At 65.8% G+C, this 24,841-nt stretch carries 17 protein-coding genes and 1 pseudogene; 5 read left to right on the plus strand and 13 right to left on the minus strand.

Annotated elements, in window-relative coordinates; translation table 11 throughout:
* Positions 1-6: 6 nt before the first annotated feature.
* Positions 7-953 (minus strand): annotated as a pseudogene (locus AWC07_RS23745) (DUF5996 family protein).
* 348 nt (positions 954-1,301) lie between these two features.
* Between AWC07_RS23745 and AWC07_RS23750 the strand changes: the two are divergent.
* The gene (locus AWC07_RS23750; RefSeq protein ID WP_036409812.1) at positions 1,302-3,143 is read left to right on the plus strand and encodes a glycoside hydrolase family 15 protein; all 1,842 of its coding nucleotides are present in this window, start codon (positions 1,302-1,304) and stop codon (positions 3,141-3,143) included.
* Positions 3,144-3,695: 552 nt separating this feature from the next.
* On the opposite strand, the gene AWC07_RS23755 is transcribed toward AWC07_RS23750, so the two are convergent.
* The 6 genes from AWC07_RS23755 to AWC07_RS23780 form a co-directional block, all read right to left on the minus strand.
* Entirely contained in the window at positions 3,696-5,684 is a 1,989-nt protein-coding gene (locus AWC07_RS23755) for a VWA domain-containing protein (protein ID WP_036409810.1), read from the minus strand.
* A complete protein-coding gene (locus AWC07_RS23760; RefSeq protein ID WP_036409807.1) occupies positions 5,677-7,071 on the minus strand; it encodes a sigma 54-interacting transcriptional regulator in 1,395 nt (464 codons plus the stop codon). Before AWC07_RS23760 ends, AWC07_RS23755 begins: the two co-directional genes overlap by 8 nt.
* Positions 7,072-7,147: 76 nt before the next feature.
* The gene (purH, locus tag AWC07_RS23765; RefSeq protein ID WP_036409806.1) at positions 7,148-8,737 is read right to left on the minus strand and encodes a bifunctional phosphoribosylaminoimidazolecarboxamide formyltransferase/IMP cyclohydrolase; all 1,590 of its coding nucleotides are present in this window, start codon (positions 8,735-8,737) and stop codon (positions 7,148-7,150) included.
* A gap of 7 nt (positions 8,738-8,744) precedes the next feature.
* Positions 8,745-9,374, minus strand: a complete 630-nt coding sequence (purN, locus tag AWC07_RS23770; RefSeq protein ID WP_036409804.1) for a phosphoribosylglycinamide formyltransferase — start codon at positions 9,372-9,374, stop codon at positions 8,745-8,747.
* A 241-nt stretch (positions 9,375-9,615) separates the two neighbouring features.
* Positions 9,616-10,956 carry a cell division protein PerM gene (locus AWC07_RS23775; RefSeq protein WP_051507795.1) on the minus strand — a complete coding sequence of 447 codons (1,341 nt, stop codon included), beginning with the start codon at positions 10,954-10,956 and terminating at the stop codon, positions 9,616-9,618.
* Positions 10,957-10,994: 38 nt separating this feature from the next.
* Positions 10,995-11,909, minus strand: coding sequence for a DUF5336 domain-containing protein (locus AWC07_RS23780; RefSeq protein WP_036409802.1), 915 nt, complete (start codon positions 11,907-11,909; stop codon positions 10,995-10,997).
* A gap of 209 nt (positions 11,910-12,118) precedes the next feature.
* Between AWC07_RS23780 and AWC07_RS23785 the strand changes: the two genes are divergently transcribed.
* On the plus strand, positions 12,119-12,967 hold the full coding sequence (locus AWC07_RS23785) for an LLM class F420-dependent oxidoreductase (protein ID WP_036409800.1): 849 nt from the start codon (positions 12,119-12,121) through the stop codon (positions 12,965-12,967).
* A gap of 50 nt (positions 12,968-13,017) precedes the next feature.
* On the opposite strand, the gene AWC07_RS23790 is transcribed toward AWC07_RS23785, so the two are convergent.
* Together AWC07_RS23790 and AWC07_RS23795 are read right to left on the minus strand one after the other, a co-directional pair.
* Entirely contained in the window at positions 13,018-13,302 is a 285-nt protein-coding gene (locus tag AWC07_RS23790; RefSeq protein ID WP_051507794.1) for a hypothetical protein, read from the minus strand.
* Complete coding sequence (locus tag AWC07_RS23795; RefSeq protein ID WP_051507793.1) at positions 13,302-13,538, minus strand: hypothetical protein; 237 nt, start codon at positions 13,536-13,538, stop codon at positions 13,302-13,304. The genes AWC07_RS23790 and AWC07_RS23795 overlap by 1 nt, the downstream gene beginning before the upstream one ends.
* 424 nt (positions 13,539-13,962) lie before the next feature.
* Here AWC07_RS23795 and AWC07_RS23800 point away from each other — a divergent pair, with 424 nt between their 5' ends.
* Positions 13,963-15,420 (plus strand): PE family protein, encoded by a 1,458-nt coding sequence (locus AWC07_RS23800; RefSeq protein ID WP_036409797.1) that lies wholly within the window; start codon positions 13,963-13,965, stop codon positions 15,418-15,420.
* A gap of 754 nt (positions 15,421-16,174) precedes the next feature.
* On the opposite strand, the gene sucD is transcribed toward AWC07_RS23800, so the two are convergent.
* Together sucD and sucC are read right to left on the minus strand one after the other, a co-directional pair.
* Positions 16,175-17,077: a succinate--CoA ligase subunit alpha gene (gene sucD / locus AWC07_RS23805; protein ID WP_036417252.1), complete on the minus strand. Its 903-nt coding sequence runs from the start codon at positions 17,075-17,077 to the stop codon at positions 16,175-16,177.
* 39 nt (positions 17,078-17,116) lie between these two features.
* Positions 17,117-18,280, minus strand: a complete 1,164-nt coding sequence (sucC, locus tag AWC07_RS23810) for an ADP-forming succinate--CoA ligase subunit beta (protein ID WP_036417250.1) — start codon at positions 18,278-18,280, stop codon at positions 17,117-17,119.
* 278 nt (positions 18,281-18,558) lie between these two features.
* Here sucC and AWC07_RS23815 point away from each other — a divergent pair, with 278 nt between their 5' ends.
* On the plus strand, positions 18,559-19,626 hold the full coding sequence (locus AWC07_RS23815) for a M23 family metallopeptidase (RefSeq protein ID WP_036417247.1): 1,068 nt from the start codon (positions 18,559-18,561) through the stop codon (positions 19,624-19,626).
* Positions 19,627-19,629: 3 nt separating this feature from the next.
* Positions 19,630-20,214 (plus strand): hypothetical protein, encoded by a 585-nt coding sequence (locus AWC07_RS23820; protein ID WP_036417245.1) that lies wholly within the window; start codon positions 19,630-19,632, stop codon positions 20,212-20,214.
* A 76-nt stretch (positions 20,215-20,290) separates the two neighbouring features.
* Here the strand turns inward: AWC07_RS23820 and pcrA are convergent, their stop codons facing one another.
* Together pcrA and AWC07_RS23830 are read right to left on the minus strand one after the other, a co-directional pair.
* Positions 20,291-22,618, minus strand: a complete 2,328-nt coding sequence (gene pcrA, locus AWC07_RS23825) for a DNA helicase PcrA (RefSeq protein WP_036417243.1) — start codon at positions 22,616-22,618, stop codon at positions 20,291-20,293.
* Positions 22,619-22,694: 76 nt separating this feature from the next.
* Positions 22,695-24,725 (minus strand): PPE family protein, encoded by a 2,031-nt coding sequence (locus AWC07_RS23830; RefSeq protein WP_085105259.1) that lies wholly within the window; start codon positions 24,723-24,725, stop codon positions 22,695-22,697.
* Positions 24,726-24,841 lie beyond the last annotated feature (116 nt).

The raw sequence follows: 24,841 nt of genomic DNA on the forward strand, positions 1-24,841 counted from the left end.
TATTCCTCAGGAGCGTGTTTCACGCTCCTTCCAACGATCCGGCTCTTCTTCCAGCAGGGCGCGATCCCACTCAGCTCTGGTGGCCACTGCTTCATAGGTGTCCTGCAAGAATCCCAGAAGCACCTGATCCGGGTCGGCCGCCTGTCGCACGATCTCGTAGGGCAGTAGATACTCGCCGTGGTCTTTGCTGTAGTAGGCCTGCCCGGGAGTGACAGCGTGACCGGCGAAGCCGTCGGGTTCGGGGTAGGCGTAGGCATAGAAGGCGCCCTCGTCACCACCGCCTGGCCAGAATCCGCAGCTGCTCAGTTCCCGCGAATATCCTTCCGCCATAACCCAATCGCCCAAGTTGGGGGCACCGCCAGGATGGCGGGGTGCGCCACGGCCGGAAAATCTGGTACACGCGATATCCATTGCACCCCAGAAGAAATGTACCGGACTCACCTTTCCGGCGAACCGAGACCGGAACCGGCTCAACACCCGGTTGGCCTGAAGCAGCTGGCGCCAGAACAGGTTCGCCGCAGGCGGGTCGTACGAGGCGTGCTCGACGTCCTCGGCGAACCCAGGAGCCGGGTCGACTTCGTTCGGGTGTGGCTGGATGCGCGTGGGGCAGCCCAATTCGGCTAATGTCTGCATGGTTTCGGCGTAGAAATCGGCGACTCATTTCGGTTCCAGTCGGACGGTACGGGTAGCACCGGTGCTGCTGCGGATCACCAACTGGTGGTCGATGAAGTCGAATTCGATATCGAAGATCTCGTTCCCATAGGGGATTGCCGACGTCGTCAAACCGCGGGGGGTAACGTACAGCGTCACCTGCCACCAGTGGTTGACCATGGGAGCATGTGCGAGCCGGATCTTGCCGACGATCTGAGTCCACATATGCAGCGTTTCCCGGGTGGCGTCCACTCGTCGACGCGCAAGCTGGGCCAGGCATTAATGCTTCGGTGCGCAGTCATATCGATCTCCTCGGTCACAGTGCTAGAGGTGAATCGGCTCGGCAATCGGCGGGCACCCGCCATGCTGATTGCTTCAAACGGGATACCCTCCCCTCCGGTATACATGCGCGATATCCCCGGCAAAGTTGTGGTTGGTAACCAGGTCAAATTGCGGCCCATCCGGGGCGCGGGTGGGCGAAGTCGAGGTCACCCAGCCCACTCGGTTCGACGGTTCACAATTGCGTTGACGAACAACGGTTCCCGTCCCGGGGTACCCCAATCGGGAAACCGCGCCGCGAGAATGGCGACGACACAGCCAACTGTGTGGTAGGCAAGCGAGGAAACTACGCGGTATCTAGGAGGCACCCGGTGAGCACCACACCAATTGCCGACTACGCCCTGCTATCTGACCGGCATACTGCAGCGCTGGTCAGCCGCAGCGGTTCAGTCGACTGGCTTTGCTTGCCCCGGTTCGACTCGCCATCGGTGTTCGCCAGACTGCTCGACGCGGACGCCGGGTTTTTCTCGGTGCACCCCACCGATCCCGGCGCGGAGGTCAAACGCCGTTACGTCGACCAGACCATGGTGCTCGAGACGACGTTCACCACCGGCACCGGCACGCTGGTGCTATGCGATGCCCTCGCCACCGGGTACGTGGATGACCCACACCAGTTGGGCGCGACCGCCCCTCGGCTGCTGGTGCGGTCGCTAACGTGTACCGCGGGCGAGGTAGAGGTGAGCGTCGAATTCTCGGCACGCCCGGAGTACGGGGTGGTCACACCGTTGGTGTCCACTGCCGACGGCTGCATCCTGGTACGCGGCGGCGCCGACGTCCTGCTCCTGTGCTGCCCAATTCCGCTGGGGATTACCGATTCCGACGCCAGCGGCCGATTCCGGATGCGAGAGGGTGAGCGGCTGTCCCTCGGGTTGCTACATCGCACCACCTCGGAGGCATGTCCCGCATCCATGTCACCGGCCGAGCTCGAGGCAGCGCTCACGGCGACGATCGATGCGTGGCGATTGTGGTCGAAAGTCCATCAAAGCTATGACGGACCGTGGCGCGATCTGGTGCATCACAGCGGCAGAGTTTTGCAGGCATTAACCTACCAACCCACGTGGGCCGTGGTCGCCGCCCCGACGACGTCCCTGCCGGAAGAGGTTGGCGGAGAACGTAACTGGGATTACCGGTATTCGTGGGTTCGGGATGCCAGCCTCACCCTGGAAGCCCTCTGGGTAGCCGCTTGTCCAGACGAGGCGGAGCAGTTTTTCGACTATCTCGCGGTCAGCTCCGCCGGGCAACTACGCGCCAACGAGCCTCTCCAGATCATGTTCGGCATCGGTGGCGAACATGATCTGTCCGAACGTGAGCTCGGTCATCTCCGCGGCTGGCGCGACAGCCGCCCGGTGCGCGTCGGCAACGGCGCGTGGGGGCAAAGCCAGATCGACGTGTACGGCGAACTGCTGGGTGCGGCGCATCGCCTGGCCAAACAGCTGCACCCGGACCGTCCCTGCGCCGCCGCGGGACGCGAGTTCCTCATCGGCTCCGCCGATGCCGCCGCACGTCTTTGGCAGCAACGTGATTCGGGCATCTGGGAAGTGCGTGGCGACCCACAGCACTTCCTCTACTCCAAGCTGATGTGCTGGGTCGCGCTCGACCGCGCCATCGCCATGGTCGATGCACTCGGCGCCGGGGACAGGGTCGACGGCTGGCGGGCGGCTGCCGATGAAATCCGGCATCAGATCCTCACTCGCGGGTGGAGCGACGCGGCCAACGCGTTTACCCAGGCATTCGAAAGCAACGACCTGGACGCCTCCGCGCTGATGATTCCGCTGGTCGGATTCTTGCCCGCCGACGACCCTCGTGTGCTGGCCACCATCGACGCCATCGCCGATCAGCTCGTCGACTCGCGCGGCTTGGTCTATCGCTATCGAACCAGCGTCGACACCAACGCCGACGGCCTCACCGGACAGGAGGGCACGTTCCTGCTGTGCACATTCTGGTTGGCGCAGGCCCTGGCAGCCTCCGGTCAGCTCGACCGGGCGCGCGAGGTGTTCGAGCGCGCCATCGGTTACCGCAACGACGTAGGACTTCTCTCCGAAGAGGTCGACCCCGCCACCGGTGAGCTGTTGGGCAACTTCCCGCAGGCGTTCAGTCACATCGGGCTGGTCAATGCGGCCTGGGCCATTGCCCAAGCCGAGGCTCGCGGCTGACCAAAGCAGCTTATCCTGGGGCGAACCGCCTGCCACGGCGACTCCGGGATGCGTTGTCTTGAGTTGTCGACTCGACCCCATCCATATTGGCCCGCAATCACATCGGCACAGCGCCACGGTTGTCTCACGTGCTCACCGAGTCGGCTGTCCTGCCGCTGCATCGAGTGTGCGGTGACGGCTTTGAGAGTGTATGTGGGGCGGGAACATCCACCATCGGCGGCCCTGACGGCACGCTCGGCGCCATCAGCGCGCACTCGACACCATCAGCGCGCACTCGACGCCATCGCCGCCGACCCAAGCCCACCAGCACGCGATTTCCATCTCCCCACACCGGAGCGCAGCCCCACGACCGCTCGCAGCGACAAGCCAAGTCGCACAGGTTTTGTCGCTATGAGGTGGGCACAACTAACACCCTCACCCACAGAGACCAATGCGGCTAATGTGACAGTAGCCGCTAGATCAGGCAAACCAGGAGAACAACCCACGCAACGCCAAAGGCTAGATATGCCAATGGAATCCGTCGGCACATCGTTGTCCCACGGTAATTGCCCGCTACCTGCGTCGCCGCGACCGGAGGTAGTCGCCGACCACCGCCGCCCCCAGCCCGTCGAGATCGGGTTCCACGACCCGACCCTCCACCCGTCGTGCAACCTGATCGATGAACCGGGCCAGACCCGGGTCGCTGCCCAGCCGGAAGATCGTTACCTGCGCACCCAGCCGGGCCATGTCGTCGAAACCCCGTACCGTGTGGGCAATGGTCCGCGGATGTGGCGGATAATCAAAGAAGACAGCAGAACCCGTCCCCTCTCCGCTGAAATCCTCCAAATGAGCGGTCGGCTCACCGTCGGTCACCACCAGCACGACCGGCTGTGCGTTGGGGTGTTTGCGCAGGTGACGTCCGGCCAGCGCCAGCGCGTGATGCAGGTTGGTACCCTGCTCGTAGACACCTTCCAAACCCGTCAGCTCCGCCGCCGTCACGGTTCGGGCGTAGCGGCCAAACGCAATGATCTGCAGGGCATCTGAGCGGAAACGCGTACACACCAGGTGGTTGAGCGCCAGTGCGGTTCGCTTCATCGGCAGCCAGCGATTTTCCATCACCATCGAAAACGAGGTGTCGACCAGCAGCGCAACCGCAGCCTGGGTACGTGTTTCGGTCTCGGACACCTCAACGTCGTCGACGGTGATCCGCAGTGGCCCGTCCAGGGTGTGCGTCCCTGCCTGGCGCAGCACGGCATTGGTCAGCGTCCGGGAGATGTTCCACGGCTCGGTGTCACCGAACTGCCAGGGCCGGGTGGCACCGGTCAGTTCTCCGGCGGCTCCTGCGCGCCGGTGGTCCCGTTCGCCACGACGCCCGGAAAGCTGTTGCACCACATCACGTAACGCGGTCTCGCCCAGCCTGCGCATCGCCTTGGGTGATAACCGCCACTGGCCGTCGGACCCGCGATCCAGGAAACCCTGATTGACCAGTGCCCGTTCCAATTCGGCGAGCGTTCTCGCGTCGACGGCGGCCTGGTCGCCGAGCTGGCGGGCCAGCGCGTCCAAGTCGACGTCGTCCATCGTGGCGCCCGGGTAGCTCTGCGACAATTGCTCGGCCAGCTGCTCCAGCTCAGCGACATCGACCAGCGCCTGGGTGCCCTCGCCCATACCGAACGGGTTGTCACCGGAGAACCGTTCGGATCCGGTCCAGTCCTCTCCGGGGCGCGCGGCTTGCAGATGGCTATCGAGCCGGCTCAGCGCCTGCATCAGCGACGGCGACCCAAATGCCTGCTGCGCCAACGCATCAAGCTCATCGCGCTGCTCCTGGCTAAGACTATTGCGGAACCGCTGCGCCGCGGCTGCCCGCTTGGCCAGCGAGTCCAGCAGCTCCTCGACATTGCGCGGGTTCTCCGGAAAGAACTCGCCGTGCTTGTCCATGAAGTCTTGGAAGTCCTGCGGGGTATCCTCGCCGCGGGCGTGCTTGTCCAACAAGTCGTTGAGATCGTCCAGCATCTCGTTGACCCGGCGACGATCCTCGTCAGTCGCACCTTCCAGCGCCTGCTTCATCCCGGCGAAGCGTTGGTCCAGCAGCTCGCGGCCGAGCAAATCCTTGATCTGGTCGTATTTTTCGCGGGCCTCACCGCTGCGCCAGCGGTACTCGGAAAGCTCCTGAACAGCTTTGGCCGGCGACGGCGGTAACGCATCCAACTGCAGCTCCGAGAATCGGGCGTCATCGTCCAGCGCGCGGGCCAATGCCTTGCGTTCGGCCAGCACCGCTTCGTCGAGCAGTCTCTTGATCTCTTGCAAAGTGCCATCTAAGTTGTTGCGGCGCAACAGCTCCCGGCGGCGCCGGTTTGCCTCGGCGGCCAACCGGTCGGCGCCGGGCATCGTCTTGGTGCCGCGGCGCAGCAGCTCGGACAATGCCCGGCGCGGCGAAGTGCCGGCCATCACGTCCTGGCCGATCTGTTCGAGCGCCTCACGCAAATCGACCGGCGGCGCCAGCGGGTCGGGTCCGCCGGTGTAGGCCGAGTAGCGCGAAGAGTGCGCCCCAAAAGGCTTAGCCATAGACGGTCTGGCCTTCCCCGGACACCTTGTCGATGCGCTTGGCAAGGTACAACGCCTCCAACGCGAGTTCCAGCGCGGCGGCGCGCTCACCCTCGGATTCCGCGACCAGCTTTCTGGCGATCCTATCGACGACGGGCAGCCCCGGCACCGCGGCCAGCACGTCCTTGGCCGACACCCGCTCGCCTGTCGTCACTGCGGAGCCCCGCTCGACGGCGGTCACCAATTGGCCAACGTCGAGGCCTCCGAGCACTCGGGACGCGGTGTCGGCGGTCGAGCGGCGCAACAGATGCTCCAGTACGGCCTGTTCGCGGCCCTCCTCACCGGACTCGAACTCGAGCTTGCCGCGCAGCACGTCGATGACCGTGCCCAGATCGACCACCCGGGCCACCGGATCGGTCTCACCCAGCACCGCGCCGCGGTGCCGCGCCGCGGCCGCGACGGTTTCCGCCGCCGCGATAGCGAACCGGGCCGACACCCCGGACCGTTGGTCGATCGAGTGCGACTCGCGCAGGTATCGGGCGAACCGCGCGATCACCTGCATCAGATAGTCGGGCACCTGCGCGCTCAGGTGCGCCTCCTGCACGATCACACCCACTTCCGCGTCCAACTCCAGCGGGTAGTGGGTGCGGATTTCGGCGCCGAAGCGGTCCTTGAGCGGCGTGATGATCCGACCGCGGTTGGTGTAGTCCTCGGGGTTGGCGCTGGCGACGACCAGGACGTCCAACGGCAGCCGCAGCGTGTAGCCGCGGACCTGGATGTCGCGCTCCTCCATGACGTTGAGCATCGACACCTGAATGCGCTCGGCCAGGTCGGGTAATTCGTTGACCGCGACGATGCCACGATGTGCCCGCGGTATCAGCCCGTAGGCGATGGTCTCGGGGTCCCCGAGGCTGCGGCCCTCGGCGACCTTGATCGGGTCGATATCACCGACCAGGTCGGCCACGCTGGTGTCGGGGGTGGCCAGCTTCTCCGTGTAGCGCTCGCTGCGATGCTTCCATGCCACCGGCAGGTCGTCACGCAGCTGCGCGGCCCGCCGGATCGATTCCGGCGTGATCGGCCGGTACGGGTGCTCTCCCAGTTCGGCTCCGGCGATCACCGGCGTCCACTCGTCGAGCAGTCCGGCCAGCGCACGCAGCAGCCGGGTCTTGCCCTGGCCGCGTTCGCCGAGCAGGACGAAGTCATGGCCTGCGATCAGGGCCCGCTCCACTTGTGGCAACACCGTGTCCTCGAAGCCCAAAATGCCCGGCCAGACGGCCGCGGTATCTGACCCGTTAGCCAACGCGGTCAGCAGGTTTTCCCGGATTTCTTGCTTGACCCCCCGCTCGCGATGACCGGAGGCACGTAGCTCGCCAACGGTGCGCGGCAGGTTGCTCGGTGAAGTCACCACTCCACGCTACGACGCCATCTTTCTTCTGGCGACGAGAGTGGATGTCAACGCGGACTTTCCGGGCACTTTAAAGCCCTCAGTGGGCGAAGTGACGTGCTCCGGTCAGATATAAGGTGACCCCGGCTTCGGCCGCCGCGGCGGTTACCTCGTTGTCGCGCACCGACCCGCCGGGATGCACGACCGCCTTGACCCCCGCAGCGGTCAGGGTCTGCAGTCCGTCGGGAAACGGGAAGAAAGCATCCGATGCCGCGACGGCGCCGCGGACTCGCTCACCGCCGCGTGCATTACCTCGTTCAACGGCCAGCCGCGCGGCATCGACCCGATTGACCTGACCCATGCCGACCCCCACGGTGGCCCCGTCGGCGACGATCACGATCGCGTTCGACTTGACCGCACGGCAGGCGCGCCAGGCGAACACCAGGTCGGTCAACGTCGCCGGGTCGGCCGGTGATCCGGTCGCCAGCGTCCAGTTGGCCGGGTTGTCGCCGGGCGCGTCGAGCTGGTCGCGCTGCTGCATCAGCAGCCCTCCGCTGATCGGCCGCAATTCGGTGCCGCCGTTCTGCGGTTCGGGCGCCAGCAGCACCCGGACGTTCTTCTTTCGCGCCAAAAGCTCTAGGGCACCCGGTTCATAGGCCGGCGCGACGATGACTTCGGTGAAGATGGTGCTGACGTACTCCGCCATCTCGACGCTGACCTCGGTGTTGGCCGCGATCACGCCGCCGTAGGCGCTCAGCGGGTCGCAGGCATGGGCCTTGCGATGTGCGTCGGCGACGGACACCGACGAGATCGCGATGCCGCACGGGTTGGCGTGCTTGACGATTGCCACACAGATCTGTTCGTGATCGAAGGCCGCGCGCCAGGCCGCGTCCGCGTCGGTGAAGTTGTTGTAGGACATCTCTTTTCCGTGCAGCTGCTCGGCTTGTGCCAGGCCGGGCCAGGCGCCCGGGTCGGTGTAGAGGGCGGCCTGCTGGTGCGGGTTCTCGCCGTAGCGCAGGATCGCCTGACGGCGCCAGTTCCTGGCGAACCAATGCGGAAACCCCGGCTCGGATTGATCAAGCTCAGGCGCCAGGGTCGACTGCATCCAGCTCGCGACGGCGATGTCGTAGTCGGCGGTGTGCTGAAATGCCAGCGACGCCAGCTTTTTACGCTCGCCGAGGCTAAATCCGCCGCTGCGCAGCGCGGCAAGCACCCCGTCGTATCCGAGTGGGTCGGTGACCACGGCCACGCTGGGAAAATTCTTGGCCGCCGCCCGCACCATCGAGGGCCCGCCGATGTCGATCTGTTCGACGCATTCGTCGATGCCGGCGCCGGATGCGACCGTCTGAGTGAACGGATACAAGTTGACCACCAGCAGTTCGAACGCCGCTACCCCGAGCTTGTCCAGCGCGGCCCGGTGTTCGGGCTTGCGCAGGTCGGCCAGCAGCCCCGCGTGCACCCGTGGGTGCAGGGTCTTGACCCGGCCGTCGAGCACCTCCGGAAAGCCGGTGAGCTCCTCGATGCGAGTTACCGGAATGCCTTTGCCGGCAATGGCCTTCGCCGTTGATCCGGTGGAGACGATCTCGACGCCGGCCGCCGTCAGGCCCTGAGCCAGCTCCACCAGCCCGGTTTTGTCGTACACGCTGATCAGCGCGCGGCGGATCGGCTTCCTTACGCTCTCGCCGGTCATACTGTGCTCATCCCAGGGTCGCCTTTCGTCCGATGCAGGTCAGCCCGCCGGTAGCAATCGCGGCCACCACGTCGACGAGTAGTCGCCGTTCGATGACCTTGATGCGCTCGTGCAATGTCTCCACGTCGTCACCGTCGAGCACCGGAACGGCCTGCTGCGCCAGTATCGGCCCGGTGTCCACGCCGGCATCCACCAGATGCACCGTACAGCCGGTGACCTTCACACCGTAGGACAACGCGTCGGCCACGCCGTGGGCACCCGGGAATGCCGGCAGCAGGGCGGGATGGGTGTTGAGGATACGCCCGCCGAATCTTGAAAGGAATTGCGGCCCAAGGATTCTCATAAATCCTGCCGATACCACCAGGTCGGGTGAATGGGCGGCCGTCGCATCGGTCATGGCCGCGTCCCAAGCGTCGCGGCTGGGGTAGTCGGCGACCCGGACCGTGAAGGTCGGCACCGATGCCCGCGCCGCGATCTCGGCGGCCCGGCACTCGCGATCCACCCCGACGGCGACGACCCGCGCCGGATAGTCCCCCCCGGCGGCATCGAGCAGCGCGTTCAGCAGCGATCCGGTGCCCGATGCGAGGACCACCAGCCGCGCCGGTGCACTCGGGGGTACCCGGAGCGGTTCCTGCACACGGCGAGCCTAGTCTGGCGACGATGCCGGGCGCGCCAGCGGCCGGAGAAGGAGCCAGACAAATCAGGCCCCGTCTGGCGACGATGCCGGCCGCGCAGGCGCGTCGAACGAACCTGCATCACAGCTATTGCCTCGCGCGTGTCGGCGCGCAGTACGCAGACTCGACAGGGTCAGTACAGGGTCAGTACAGGCTCGCCCTCGGACACCGTGCTGCCGCAGCAGGCGGCGCACAATGCACGGCCTAATCCTCGCGCTGAGAGCCTGAGTCCGACTCCGCTTCACCAGCTAAGGACACGCCGTCATCTCCGGCAACATCGACGCCGACGTCCTCAGGATCTGCCGGCTCATCGACGACATCGTGGGGCTGATCGCTCTCGTCGAACGCGACCGCAGGCGTCTCGTCCTGGTCAGCTGGCGGCGCGGGCCGCGGACGCCTGGTGATCCCGCCGGCCATCGCCACCGTGAGGCAGCCAACCACGGTGAACCAGAAGAAAACACCGATCAGCAGGGCCCCCTCGTCCACGCCGACAGCGCCGAAGTTGCCCAGCTTGCCACCGCCGGCGTAACCGAGCAGCCCCATCACCAACGCCCCGATAAGTGCTGCCACCAGCACCTTGGCCATTGCCGGAGGCAACGGCAGCGGCCGGCGGGCGCACTGCTGCCCCAGCGCCACACCAGATGCTGCTCCGATGATCAGCAGGGCGACCCACGCCGGCCCGAGCGGCGGCGTGGGTGCCGCGGCCAGGATCGGCACGGCCGGAATGTCGCCGCCGAAGACGGTGAACGAGCTGAACGTCGCAAAGCCAATATGGGCACTGGACCCAACCGCGACCGCCGCGGCGCCGACGAAGACGTTGGGTGCATAGAGCACCGAGAGAGCAGTGAGATTGAATTGGCCCCAGATCGAATCGGTGATCCCGTACAGCTCCTGCATGGTCGCCCAGTGAACAACCAGCGACCCTGCCGTCACCAAGCCGGACAGTCCCAGCAACGCCAAGACCCCACCGGCAGCGGCGCGCACTGAATCGCCCAGCCAATTCGGAAGCGGAGAAGCCGCCAAAGCCCGTCTGCCCACCCGGGACCACACCCCGATCGCCGCGCCGATGGCATGGACCACCAGCACGCCGGTGAACGCCCGCAGCGCGTTGGGTGTCTGCAGCTCGGTAATGACCGACGACGCATCGTGGATGACCGCCAGCGCAATCGCCGCGATCAGCAGCGGCCCGCCCAACGCCGACGCGACAACCCATCGCACGACCAGCCAAGAGGAGTAGGGCGAGATGGCCGCAGCCGTCGTGCGCGCGGTGCCCCACACCATCAGCAGGACCGGCAGTAGCGGCATTACGCCGAGTTCGCGACCGCCGATGGAGATCGGCACCTGGTGGACGCCCAGCCACATACTGGCGATCGCGCCCAACGCCCCGGTCATGTCGCTGTTGGCGATCAGTAACTGCAGCAGCGTAACCGCGGCGATGATGACCAGCGCCACCACCGCCGGCGCGAACGCAACCTTGACGAGGTCGCGCGCCTGGCGAGCACCCGCTGCTCGGTTGTCCTCGCTTTTTGCCGACACCCTTTTCACTCTTCGCGCACGTGCCTACTCAGCGCGAGAGCGCCCAACTAGACCGGCGCCGAACCGGGTGACGACGACTGCTGGCCGGGCCCTTGCCCATACGACGGCGGTCCGCCGGCGGGGTTTGAGTAGTTGACCGGAGCCGACCCGGCCTGGGATCCCGTTCCGGCACTGACCGGCGGCGGCGGGCCGAAGCTCGGAAAGCCGGTGGGTGGGGTGGACGGACCCTGGTGCATCGGCTGGGGCGGCGACGGGGCGGGTTGCTGGGCGCCGAATCCGCCGGTCGACGGGTTGGAGCCGGCGCCGGGCGAATAACCGCCGTATTGCGATCCGTATCCGGACGGTTGCGCAGGGCTGGGCGCTGCCTGCTGCTGCGCGCCCGGTCGACCGTAATATCCGCCGGGCTGACCGCCGTACTGTCCGTACTGGCCGTACTGGCCATACTGCCCGTAAGCATCGAATTTGGGCCGCGGTGCCGGCGCCGAGATGACACCCGCATCCAACAGCAGCGCGCCGACCGCGGCAACCGACTGAAACACGATGAACACCAGGACAACCCACAGCGCCCAGCCGGTCGAATAGGCACTTGGCTTGTTGAAGGTCGCCGAGATCATCAGCAACACGCCCAACACCGAGACCACCCCGACGATGGCCACGTAGCTCTTGGCCTTGGGCAGCAGACTCACCCCGGCAAGCAGGGCGGCCAGCAGAGCCAGGCCGACAGCAAACCCGGTGTCGCCGGAAACCTCGCTGCCGGCCCCGCCGAGTTCCGAGCTGACCGTAAACATCGGCCCGAAGCTGGCGAGATACGCCAGCAGCCCGAGTGCGGCAACCGCCACGCTGAGGTACATCGGAAGCTTGCTGACACCGTCGTCAGTCTTGGCGAAAGACGGCGTGGCGCCTCCGTAGGAGCCGGCCGATTGCGCGGGCGGATATCCGGGACTACCTGGTGAGTAGGTCATGGCTCCTCCTGTTACCTCCGGTGCCGTCGCTACGCCTGCTGCAATGCGACGATTGCTCCCTGCGACACAATTCGATGACCCACGCTAGCGCACGGCCGGGTACTCACGCCGTGGCGACCTTGCCGCCCGCGATACCGGCCCCGGCACCGCTGCCGATCGGCAGATGAGCCGCTTGCCCGGCGGAGGTAGAACACGTTCTAATTCTGTTCATGGATTACGGGCTTGTCCTTTTCACCAGCGACCGTGGGATCTCCCCGGCGGCAGCCGCGAAACTGGCCGACGACCATGGCTTTCGCACTTTCTACGTGCCCGAACACACGCATATCCCGGTCAAACGGGAAGCCGCCCATCCCACGACGGGTGACGCGTCGCTGCCGGACGACCGCTATATGCGCACCCTGGACCCGTGGGTGAGCTTGGGTGCGGCTTCAGCGGTCACCTCCCGAGTCAGGCTGTCAACCGCGGTTGCGCTGCCGGTGGAGCATGACCCGATCACGCTGGCCAAAAGCATTGCCACGCTGGACCACCTATCCGGGGGCCGGGTCAGCGTCGGCGTCGGATTCGGCTGGAACACCGACGAACTCGCCGACCATGGCGTGCCGCCGGGGCGCCGGCGCACCATGTTGCGCGAATACCTTGAAGCGATGCGGGCGTTGTGGACGCAAGAGGAAGCGGCCTACGACGGCGAATTCGTCAAGTTCGGACCCAGCTGGGCGTGGCCCAAGCCCGTTCAGCCACACATTCCGATCCTGGTGGGCGCCGCCGGTACCGAGAAGAACTTCAGGTGGATTGCGCGTAGCGCCGACGGCTGGATCACCACGCCGCGTGACGTCGACATCGACGAGCTGGTGAGGTGGCTGCAGGACACCTGGGCGGCGGCTGGCCGCGACGGGGCTCCCCAGGTCGTGGCCCTGGACTCCAAGCCGGTGCCCGAGAAGCTGGCGCACTGGGCCGAATTGGGAGTGACCGAGGTGCTCTTCGGCCTGCCGGACCGCTCCGCAAGCGAAGTCGCCGCGTATGTGGAGCGGCTGGCCGGCAAGCTCACGAGCTTGGTATGAAGCCGTTGATCTGCCGCTCGGCCGGGCGGAAAGGACCCTCAGCCCTCCTTTTATTCCAGGTTGTAAGCCCAGGCGTACGTTCTGTCTTGCACCGGGATTCCCTCAGTGTGACCACTTGCTCTCGGTGACGTGATCAGTTCGTCGCCTGTCCGCTGAATCGGAGTGTCCGAAACCGGATTAGCCGCCGCGACCTCGCTGAACGCTGCGAACAATTCGGCCATCCGCCGCAGATGCTCGGCCGGGCCCAGACCCGTCGTAGCGCGTCGGGCGTTCTCTATCAACGCGTACTGCGTCGGCGCGTCGACCAGTCCGTGCATCACCGTGTAGCGCGACATCAGCTTCTCAATGCCCGGCCCGCGGTCGTGCAGGCCACCGTCGACGGTCTCGGCTTGTCATCCCGCCCCGCGAAATACCGCAGGGCCGACGTGGCCTCCCAGCCGAAGACCAGCGCCACATCCGACCGGCCCGCGGCGATCTCGCCGGCCAGCTCGGTGATGAGGTGTTGTGGCCCCTGGCCGCCGACGATCTCCAGAAGCGCGCGACGCGGTTCTGCGCCGATGTGCTTGGCCACCCGACCGCGGGTAGTTGTTGGACCCGACCCGGCGGTGCATTGGGGACCGACCGGAGATTTCGCAATGTCGCGTCGCCGCGATGGTTTCGACTTCGGCAGCTACCGCGGTAGCGCCGCAATTGTCGAGGGCGGCTTGGGTCCCCGCGGCCAGTTCCACGGGTGACAGGGCCCGTACTCGCGGTCGTCGATACGCTCGGGCGCCTGCTCGACACCCACGATTACGGGCATCCGTCGATCAAGATTCATAGCCTTACTATCTACCGCGAGCAACCGCCGCAGGTCCCCAATGGGGCTAGATCGCGTGTGCGAATCTCGGATCCTGCGCGCCTCGATCGCGATATGCTAAGCACCTCCCGCACATGCGTCCAGTGGGGCACTGACAATCGATGGCCGACTGTCGTTTCCGCGTCGGGGAGGAGGCCCAATGTCCTTTGTCGCCATGGCGCCTGAGTTCGTCATGGCGGCCGCGTCCGATTTGGCCAACATCGGCTCGACAATCACTCAGGCAAATGCGACGGCTCTCGCCCCTACTTCGGCGGTGCTGGCCGCCGGCGCCGACGACGTATCGGCGGCTGTCGCCGCGCTGTTCGGGGCGTACGGGCAGGCCTATCAAGCACTCAGCGCCCACGCGGCGGCCTTCCACAACCAGTTCGTGCAGCTCATGGGCGCAGGCGTGACACAGTACTCCGCCGCCGAGGCGGCTGCCGCCTCCCCGTTGCAGCTCGTGGAGCAGCAGGTGCTCGGCGTCGTCAATGCGCCGACCCAGCTGCTGCTGGGACGCCCGCTGATCGGCAACGGCGCCAACGGCGCACCGGAAACCGGCGCCAACGGTGGTGACGGCGGGCTGCTGTGGGGCAATGGCGGCGCCGGCGGTAGCGGTGCAATCTCCCGCAACGGTGGTAATGGTGGCGCCGCCGGACTGTTCGGAAACGGCGGAGCGGGCGGTGCCGCCGGTTTCGGCGGGGTCGGCGGAAACGGCGGTGCTGGCGGCCTTATCCTCGGCGCTGGCGGTGCTGGCGGCATCGGCGGAGGGGCCGTCGCGCTGGCCACTCCTGCCGGTCAGGGCGGTGCGGGTGGATCGGCCGGGCTGTTCGGCATCGGCGGTGCCGGCGGCGCCGGCGGGACGGGTCAAACCCTCGTCGGCGGCACCGGGGGGACGGGCGGGGCCGGTGGGTCGGGCGGCGTCTTGTTCGGAGCAGGAGGCACCGGCGGAGCCGGTGGGGCCGGGGGTATCACTTCCGGAGCAGCCGGTGCCGGCGGAGCCGGCGGCAACGCCGGGCTTACTGGTTTCGGCGGCGGTGGCGGAACCGGTGGCTTCGCCGCTCAGGGCAACGCCGGAGCCGGGGGGAACGGCGGCGCCGGGGGCGCGTTCTTAGGTGTCGGAGGTAACGGCGGCGACGGCGGCACCACGCCGGTCTTCGGCCCCGGCGGGGCCGGCGGGTCGGGCTTACGCGGCGGGAACGGCGGTGCGGGCGGCGCTGGCGGATTCGTTTTCGGCATGGGTGGGGCCGGCGGAGCCGGTGGTGCCGGCGACTTCGGCGGGGCCGGGGGTACCGGCGGTGGCGGCGGCACCTTGTTCGGGCCAGGCGGTAACGGCGGCGGTGGCGGTGGCCTCGGCGCTAACAGCGGAGGCGTTGGCGGAGCCGGCGGCGACGGCGGCATCCTGTTCGGCGACGGCGGCAATGGCGGCGCCGGCGGCGAAAACTTCTTTGCCGCCGGAAAGGCCGGCGCCGGCGGCAACGGCGGCAGCGCCAAGCTGATCGGCAACGGAGGCAACGGCGGAAATGGCGGCAGTGGCGCCGGCGGCAGCGGAGCTGCGGGAGTGGGCGGTTCGGCTGGGCTGCTCATCGGAGCAGAAGGCCTCTCCGGCCGGCCCGGATAAGCCACACCCGCTCTCGCCACCAGACGCAGTATCAAACGTTTCCGACCGGTGAGCGCTGCCGCCGCTACGACCAGCCCATGACCCCACTGGACCGGTTGCTCGCTGCCAGGGTCGTTGCACCAACCCAAGAATCGGAGCTACTCGCCTCAACCTGGCCGCGATGGCGCGCCAGATCGCCGACCTGCAGAGCTGGCTGCTCGTTCTGCCCAAGGAAAAGACCGACAGCTCTACCTCATCAGCACCCCCACCGCACTACCCGACATCCGCGAAGGCATCCGGACCAAAGCCTCCTAAACGAGCCCATTCGGTTCTTGTGACGTGACCGGGTTCCCCCCTCGGTCGCTCCCGCAACGGGGCTGGCTCAAGTGGTTTCGTTGGGTTGTCTTGGGGCCACGCCGCTACGGGCGCATCCCTCGCGCGTCAAGAGCGCTTCGCGTCGCTTTCGCGATGGCCTTGGGCCCACCCCTTGACCCGCGAGCCTCTATGCGCCCTCTGGCACCGGCGAACGGGAGCAAGTCAGAGACCTGCCCCATTGGCGCGGCCCAGAAAAGACACGGTCGGAGGCGCGCGGTGAGCACCACCCACATCAGCAGAACGCCATTTTCGCCGTATCGGCGGCATCGAGGGCATTTCTTATGTGATGCATGGATCAGATTTTGCGGGCATCTTGACGCATCACGCCATCCACCCGCTGCCACCCGGGACGCAATTTTCATCCCCAGGGCGAAAGCGCAGCCCTCAGCGTCTGCTCGCCCTAAAGAGTCTTCAGGATTTCCCGGGCTAGGGCCGCGGTTGCCGACGGCGTCTTGCCGACCTTGACGCCGGCCGCCTCGAGTGCCTCTTTCTTGGCGGCCGCGGTGCCCGACGAGCCGGACACGATCGCGCCCGCGTGGCCCATGGTCTTGCCTTCCGGGGCGGTGAAGCCCGCGACGTAGCCGACGACCGGCTTTGACACATTGGCCTCGATGAAATCGGCCGCGCGCTCCTCGGCGTCGCCGCCGATCTCGCCGATCATCACGATCAGCTTGGTGTCGGGATCCTTCTCAAACGCCTCAATCGCGTCGATGTGGGTGGTGCCGATCACCGGGTCGCCGCCGATCCCGATGGCAGTGGAAAAACCGAGGTCCCGCAACTCGAACATCATCTGGTAGGTCAACGTGCCGGACTTGGACACCAGGCCTATCGGACCGGGTCCGGTGATATTGGCCGGGGTGATGCCCACCAGCGCCTGGCCCGGTGTGATGATGCCCGGACAGTTCGGGCCGATGATGCGGGTCTTGCCGCCCTTGCCCACGTTGTAGGCCCAGGCGTACGCGGTGTCCTGCACCGGTATGCCCTCGGTGATCACGACCAGCAACGGAATTTCGGCATCGATCGCCTCGATGATCGCGTCCTTGGCGAATCTCGGCGGCACGAAGATGATCGAGACGTCGGCGGCGGTCTTCTCCATCGCCTCGGTGACACTGCCGAACACCGGCAGCTTGATCAGCCTGCCGCCCTTGTCCTCATGCGTGACGGTGGTGCCCGCCTTGCGCGCGTTCACGCCGCCGACGATGTGGGTGCCCGCCCTGAGCATGCGAGCGGTGTGAACGGTGGCCTCAGCGCCGGTGATGCCTTGGACGATGACCTTGTTCTCTTTGGTCAGGAAGATAGCCATGGGTCGTGCTTCCTTTCAGGCTTTCAGGCTTTCAGGCTTTCAGGCGCTCGCCAGCTCGGCGGCTTTGTCGGCGGCCTCGTCCATCGTCGGCACCAGCGTCACCAGGGGGTGGTTGGCTTCGGCCAGGATGCGCCGCCCCTCGTCGACGTTGTTGCCGTCCAGCCGGACCACCAGAGGTTTGTTGGCCTCGTCGCCCAGGATCTCCAACGCGCTGACGATCCCGGTGGCCACGGCGTCGCAGGAGGTGATGCCGCCGAAGACGTTGACGAACACGCTCTTGACGTCCTCGTCGCCCAGCACCACGTCCAGTCCGGCGGCCATGACCTCGGCCGACGCGCCGCCACCGATGTCGAGGAAGTTGGCTGGCTTGACGCCGCCGTGCTTCTCACCGGCATAGGCGACGACGTCGAGGGTCGACATCACCAGGCCGGCGCCATTGCCGATGATGCCGACCTGTCCGTCGAGCTTGACGTAGTTGAGGTCGTGTTCTTTGGCCTTCAGCTCCAGCGGATCGGTGGCGGCGCGGTCCTCGAACTCGCCACGATCGGGATGACGGAAATCGGCGTTGGCGTCCAGAGTGATCTTGGCGTCCAGCGCCAGGATCTGGTTGTCGGGGGTGCGCACCAGCGGGTTGACCTCGACCAGCGTGGCGTCTTCGGCGACGAACAGCTCCCAGAGCTTGGAAATGGTGACCGCGGCGGCGTCGAGCACCTCGGCCGGCAGGTGACCCTGCTCCGCGATGGAACGCGCAAACGTCAAGTCGACGCCCTTGACCGCGTCGACGGGAACTTTGGCCAGCCGCTCCGGCTTGGTGGCGGCCACTTCTTCGATGTCCATGCCGCCCTCGACCGAGCACATGGCCAGGTAGGTGCGGTTGGCGCGGTCCAGCAGGAAGGAGATGTAGTACTCCTCGGCGATCTCGCTGGCCTCGGCGACCAGCAGTTTCTTGACGATATGGCCCTTGATGTCCAGGCCGAGGATGTTCTGGGCGTGTTGGTATGCGTCGTCTGGGGTGGCGGCGTATTTGACGCCACCCGCCTTGCCCCGCCCACCGATTTTGACCTGTGCTTTGACCATCACCGGACGACCGATCTCGGTGGCGATCGCCTTGGCTCCCTCGGCGCTGTCGGTCACTCGGCCGGGCGTGCTGGGCACGTTGTGCTTGGCGAACAGTTCCTTGGCTTGATACTCGAAAAGGTCCATATGCTCACTGTCTTCGCTGGGCTATCTGCTGGGCCTATAGGCGGCAAAGCCAGATTCGGCAAACCGCACGGTTGGAACTGTAGCGAGACGCCAAACCACCGCCGCGATCGCATCCCATCGGTGTGGCGCACGTCACGATATACCGCCGGTATCCAAACGTGATACAGATCACATTTGCGCTTGGGTTATTGTGCTGAGGTTGCCAGCCCGGATGGTGAGCAGATACCGTCTCAGGGTCCCAGATAACGTTATGGTCACGATACGAGGACATTTCAGCGTTGTCCCAGCACCGATTCGCCCGTCCTGCCGCTGCAGGCGGGCTTTATGCATCCCGCGATCGTTGGCTTCAGCAGCATCACCGTAACGAAATCACCGAGATCATCCCATTGGATGGATTCGACGGGTTCGACGAGCTGGAACTCGCCGACCTCGACGAGCTCGACTTCGGCGATCCCGAGTTCGGCACTGATGTGCAGTTGCTGCAGGCCCCCGAACTCGACGACCTGCAAGAGACCGACGACCTGACGCCCGCTTGGCTGGCCGGTCCCACTGAGGTGCTGGCCGCTTTGAGCATCGAGTCCGGGACCCAAGCACCTGCCCCGCGCTCGCACGTCGCGACTGTGACCCCGGTGCCCCGGCGAGGCGGGCAGCACCGCAAGCAGCCGACCAGCGCGGCCAAGGGACGCCTGCTGATCTCGGCCATGGCAGCCGGCGCGGCGGCCGCCGCGGCACATACGGCGACTCATCAAACCGACACCACCACGGCCGACACCGTGTTGAGCGCCAATGCGTCGGCGCTCACCGGCGGGTCGGCCGGCGCTTCCCGGGGTGTGCAGGTCATTGCCGCGCAGCCGGCGGCAAACGCGGCAGTGCACAACGCGGAACTCGCCCATGGTGTGGCGTTTGCGCAGGAACGGGCCCAGCGTGAAGCACGACTGCAGCAGCCGCTGTATGTCTCGCCCGCGAAAGGCATATTTACGTCGAATTTCGGGTATCGCTGGGGTGTGCTGCACGCTGGTATCGATCTGGCCAATTCCATCGGGACCCCGATTTACGCGGTGTCGGACGGCGTCGTCATCGACGCCGGCCCTACCGCCGGCTACGGCATGTGGGTCAAGCTGCGCCACGCCGACGGCACCGTAACCCTCTACGGTCACGTCAACACCACGCTGGTCAGCGTCGGACAGCGGGTGATGGCGGGCGACCAGATCGCCACCATGGGCAACCGGGGCTTTTCCACCGGCCCGCACCTGCATTTCGAAGTGCTCCTGGGCGGCACCGAGCGGATCGACCCCGTGCCGTGGCTGGCCAAGCGCGGAATCTTTGTAGGCAACTACGCCGGCTGACCGGTGACCGCAGCGAGCCGTCCCCCCACGCCTGAGAACCCGTCCGAGCCCACTGGATCTCACGAGGAACCGCGCACCCGCATCATCCGCCGGGCGCCGACCGGACCACTACCCGTAATATCCGATTCTGCGGCCACCCAGATCTCGCGCCACCCAACAGCGTTGGACGCGACCGGCCAGGCGGACCACTTTCCGCCGCTACCGGCAGCGATCGGCCACGAGCCGAGCCCCTGGACGGCCGTCGCGGCCGCGGCGGTCAGCATCGTCAGCGGATGGGCCACCTCGGTGGTGGCCACCGACCTGATCGCCGGATGGTGGCGGACCGACCGACTGTTCTGCATCGCGGTGGGCTTTCTGGCGCTGGTCTTCGCCGCAGCCACCGTCACCGGCGTGATCATGTTGTTGCTCCGCCGGTCTCTGGGGCGCTATCTGATCGCGGCGGGCGCGGTGGTCGCGGTGTTGACCTACGGTGGCGTGTTCATCGCCGGTGCGCGGGTCGGGTGGATCGTGCACACACTGCCGCTACTGCCGATCGCCAGCGTGGTGTTGGCCCTGCATCCAGCGACCAAACGCTGGCTCGAGGAGTAGCGACGTCACCGAATGTGTTGTCACGGCAAGGATTCCGCGGCATTTCCGCCGTGAGAACACGCTCGATGCAAAGACACTAGAGTTTGGTGACCGGGGCGTGGTTGTGCATCAGCTTTACCCGTCCCGAACTGCCGAAGTCGATCAGCGACATCGCGGACTCCCCTACGCCGGAGACTTCCTCGACCCGGCCCAAGCCGTACTTGTCGTGGGTGACTCGATCGCCAGGCTGTAGCACCAGCAGCGGACGCTTGCTCGCGCCCGCAGAACGGGTGGGCGCCGACCGCGGGGCGCCGAACCGGCCGGCTCCGCTCACCGGCGCACTGAACGACGGCTTCGGCGCGGTGCGGCGCCAGTCGATGAGCTCCTGCGGGATCTCACGCAGGAAGCGCGATTCCGGATTCAGCATCGGCTGCCCCCAGGAAGACCGCACCATGGCCCGGCTGACATAAAGCCGTTGCCGGGCCCGCGTGATGCCGACGTAGGCCAGCCGCCGCTCCTCGGACAGTTCGGTCGGGTCGTCCAGCGCCCGCACGTGCGGGAACATCCCGTCCTCCCAGCCGGTCACGAACACCACCGGGAACTCCAGCCCCTTGGCGGTGTGCAACGTCATCAGCGTGACGACACCGGCGCCGTGCTCGGGGATCTCGTCAGAGTCGGCGATCAGCGACACCCGTTCCAGAAACGCCGCCAACACACCGGTGTCCGGCACGTCTTCGTTGTCCGGTTCTAGCGCAGCGGTATTCGCCTGGTCGGCACTGAATTCGTGTGCGACGCTGACGAGTTCGTTGAGGTTGTCCAGCCGCGCCAGCTCCTGGGGGTCGGTCGACGATTCCAGCTCCCGACGGTATCCGGTGCGTTCCAGCACCGCCTCGACCAACTCACCGAGGTCCCCTTGAGACGAGTCGAGGCGGCCCCGCAGCTCGTCGAGCATCTGCACAAAGCCCGCGATCGCCTTCTCCGCGCGGGTGTTGAGCATCGGGACCTTGCCCTCGGCCGCGGCTTGCAGCGCGTCGGCGAAGCTGGCGCCGGTGCTCTCGGAATAGACCGCCACGCACGCCTCGGCGCGATCGCCGATGCCGCGGCGCGGCGTATTGAGAATGCGCCGCATACTGACGGCGTCGCCGGGATTGTCCAGCACGCGCAGGTAGGCGATGATGTCGCGAATCTCCTTGCGCTCGTAAAAGCGCACGCCCCCGACGACCTTGTACGGGATTCCGGCGCGGATGAACACCTCTTCCAACGAGCGCGACGAGTTGTTGGTGCGGTAGAAGACGGCAATGTCGTTGTAGGTGATCTCGCCGCGCTCGGCCAGTGCGTCGATCTCTTCGGCGACGAACCTGGCCTCGTCGTGTTCGTTGTCGGCGACGTAGCCGACGATCAACTCCCCTTCGCCGGCGTCGGTCCACAGTCGCTTCTCCCGGCGCCCGGCGTTGCGGGCGATCACGGAGTTGGCCGCCGACAAGATGTTTTGTGTGGAGCGGTAATTCTGTTCCAGCAGAATGGTTGCCGCGTCGGGGTAGTCGCGCTCGAAGTCTTCGATGTTGCGGATGGTCGCGCCGCGGAAGGCATAGATTGACTGGTCGGCGTCGCCGACGACGCACAGCTCCGCGGGCGGCACCTGGTTATCGGGGCCTTCTTGCGTGCCGTGGCCGACCAGTTCGCGCACCAAGACGTATTGCGCATGGTTGGTGTCCTGGTACTCGTCGACCAGGACGTGCCGGAACCGTCGCCGGTAGTACTGGGCGATGTCCGGGAAGGTCTGCAACACCGCGACGGTCTCGCCGATGAGGTCGTCGAAATCCAGCGCATTGGCCGCCCGTAGCCGCCGCTGGTATTCGGCGTAGACGGATGCGACGGTACGTGCCAAGTCATCTGAGTCGCCCGTCAGGTCGGCCAGCGCCCGGTGGGGGTCGATCAGCTCGTTCTTCAGGTTCGAGATCGCGTTCGCCAACAGCCGCGGCGAATACCGTTTGATGTCCAGGCCCATGTCGCGGCCGATCATCTGCAGCAGCCGACGCGAATCGTCGGCGTCGTAGATGGAGAAGTTGGAGTTGAGGCCGTCGATCAGCGACGCGTGGTTGCGCAGGATACGCACGCAGGTCGAGTGAAACGTGGACACCCACATGTACCGGGCCCGGGCGCCGACCAGGCGCACCACGCGTTCCCGCATCTCGGCGGCGGCCTTGTTGGTGAAGGTGATGGCCAGGATCTGACCGACCGCGATACCACGCGCGGCGATCAGGTACGCGATCCGCCGGGTCAACACCGCCGTCTTACCCGATCCCGCGCCCGCGACGATCAGCAGCGGCGAGCCCTCATGCAGCACCGCCTGGCGCTGTTGCGGGTTGAGGCCCTCGAGCAGCTGATCTGTTTCGGACTTCGCATCGGTTGCGTGCGCACTCATGTCTGTCCAAACTTACCGCCGCCCACCGACGACCCGGCCGGCCAGGCTGTCGGGCTGAGCGTCTGGGACGGTGCTGTTACTCGAACCCGGACTCGTCGGTGCCGGTGTGATTGCTGCCCGAGCTGTTTGTGCCCGAGTTGCCCCAGCCCGAGTTCAAAGTCCCGGACTGGCCGAAGCCCGAATTGTCGGTGCCGACGTTCATGAAGCCCACGTTGCCGGTAACGCCGCCGTTCGCAAAGCCAATTCCAAAGCTGCTCGTATTCGAGAATCCGACCGAGTTGACGCCCGAGTTGAAGAAGCCGGTATTGCGGCTATTTGTATTTTGAAAGCCCGTCTGGAAGTTACCGACGTTTCCGTAGCCCTCACTCGAATTACCGGTGTTTTCCCATCCCGAAGTACTGTTCCCATGGTTGTTGAAGCCCGAGGTTCCGATGCCGGTGTTCCCGAAGCCGGAGTTTATGGCCCCGGTGTCGGTTGCGCTCCCGTAGCCGGTATTCACATCGCCGGCATTGCCGACACCTGTGTTTATGTTCCCCGAGTTCCAAAAGCCGGTGTTGGTGTTGCCCGAATTCCCAAAACCGGTGTTGCCGGAGCCGGAGTTGTAGAAGCCTACGCTGCTTGCACCCGAGTTGAAGAAGCCCACGGTGCCGCTCGAGCCCGAGTTAAAGGCGCCTACCGCAAAGCCGCCCCCATTTCCGACACCCACATTATCGCTTCCAGCGTTCCAGAAACCGACATTTCCGTGGCCGGAATTCCCGAATCCAACATTGGTGTTGGTCGTGTTGACCCAGCCCGTATTGTGGTTACCGGAGTTCATGACGCCGGTGTTCGTATTGCCGGAGTTCGCGATTCCGGTGTTTATGTCACCGGAATTGCCGATACCCCAGTTTCCGTCGCCCGAATTGAAGAAGCCGACGTTGTTGTCGCCGGAATTGAATAAGCCGATGTTGCCGCTACCGGAGTTCAGGCCGTTGAAGTTGATGCCAAACTGGTTGTCGCCGGTCAAACCGATGCCGAAATTGTTGTTCCCCGAGTTGCCGAAGCCGATGTTGAACTCGCCACTATTGCCCAGCCCAATGTTGAAATTGCCAAAGTTGCCTATACCGATGTTGGAGTTGCCGGTATTGCCAAATCCGACATTCGAGTTTCCTGCTGTGGGCATGACTCCGGGACCGCTATTTCCGAAGCCGAAGTTGGCGTTACCAAAATTCCCGCTGCCTATATTGAAGTTTCCGGTATTCCCGTTGCCAATATTCCCGCTGCCGCTGTTTCCGCTCCCCATGTTTCCACCGCCGGTGGCCTGAGAGTTTCCGAAGCCAAAGTTTCCATTGCCACGATTACCGGCCCCGAAGTTTCTGCTGCCCCTATTTCCGCTACCCATGTTGAAACTGCCGGTGTTTCCGCTGCCGAAGTTGAGGATTCCGCTTAGGTTTCCGTCGCCGAAGTTGAGGTTGCCATTGTTCCCGCTGCCGAAGTTTGCATTACCGGTATTGCCGCTGCCCAGGTTTCCGCTGCCGATGCTTCCCAAACCCAAGTTCCCGGCACCGATGTTGCCGACCGACGACAGCGCGCTCAGGCCCGGGATGTTCTGCAGCAGCTCCTGCCACGGGGCCAACCCGGCGGCCGCTGCCGAAGCTCCCCCGTGATAACCCGCCATCGCGGCAACATCCTGGGCCCACATCTGTTCGTACAGGCCTTCGATGTGCGCGATAGCCGGCGCGTTCAGCCCGAACCAGTTCGACAGCACCATCTGCACCAACGCATTCCGGTTGGCCGCCACCGCCGCCGGCACGACCGTCGCGGCCCGCGCCGCCTCGAACACGCCGGCGACCGTTCGGGCCTGCCCGGCAGCCGCTACGGCCTGGATTGCCACCGCGCTCAGCCAACTTGCGTACGGTGCGGCCGCTGCCACCATCGCGGTCGACGCGAGCCCCTGCCACGCCTGGGCAACCAGCCCCGAAGTCAGCGCGCCGAACGAAGACGCCGCGGAACTCAGCTCCTCAGCCAACCCTGCCCAGGCCGTGGCGGCATCGAGCATGGGTGCCGAACCCGCACCCGCAAACATCAGCGCAGAGTTGATCTCCGGAGGCAACACCGAATAATTCATCACCACAGTCCTTTCCGCCCCTGGGCCCGATCCAGCCGGCTCCCCCTGTGCCGGTGCCGCACTCGCCGGTACAGCCCGTAGAGCTTACGGCCGGCATTCCGGCATGATGCGCGTTT

Source organism: Mycobacterium gastri, from assembly GCF_002102175.1.
GTDB classification, from domain to species: domain Bacteria; phylum Actinomycetota; class Actinomycetes; order Mycobacteriales; family Mycobacteriaceae; genus Mycobacterium; species Mycobacterium gastri.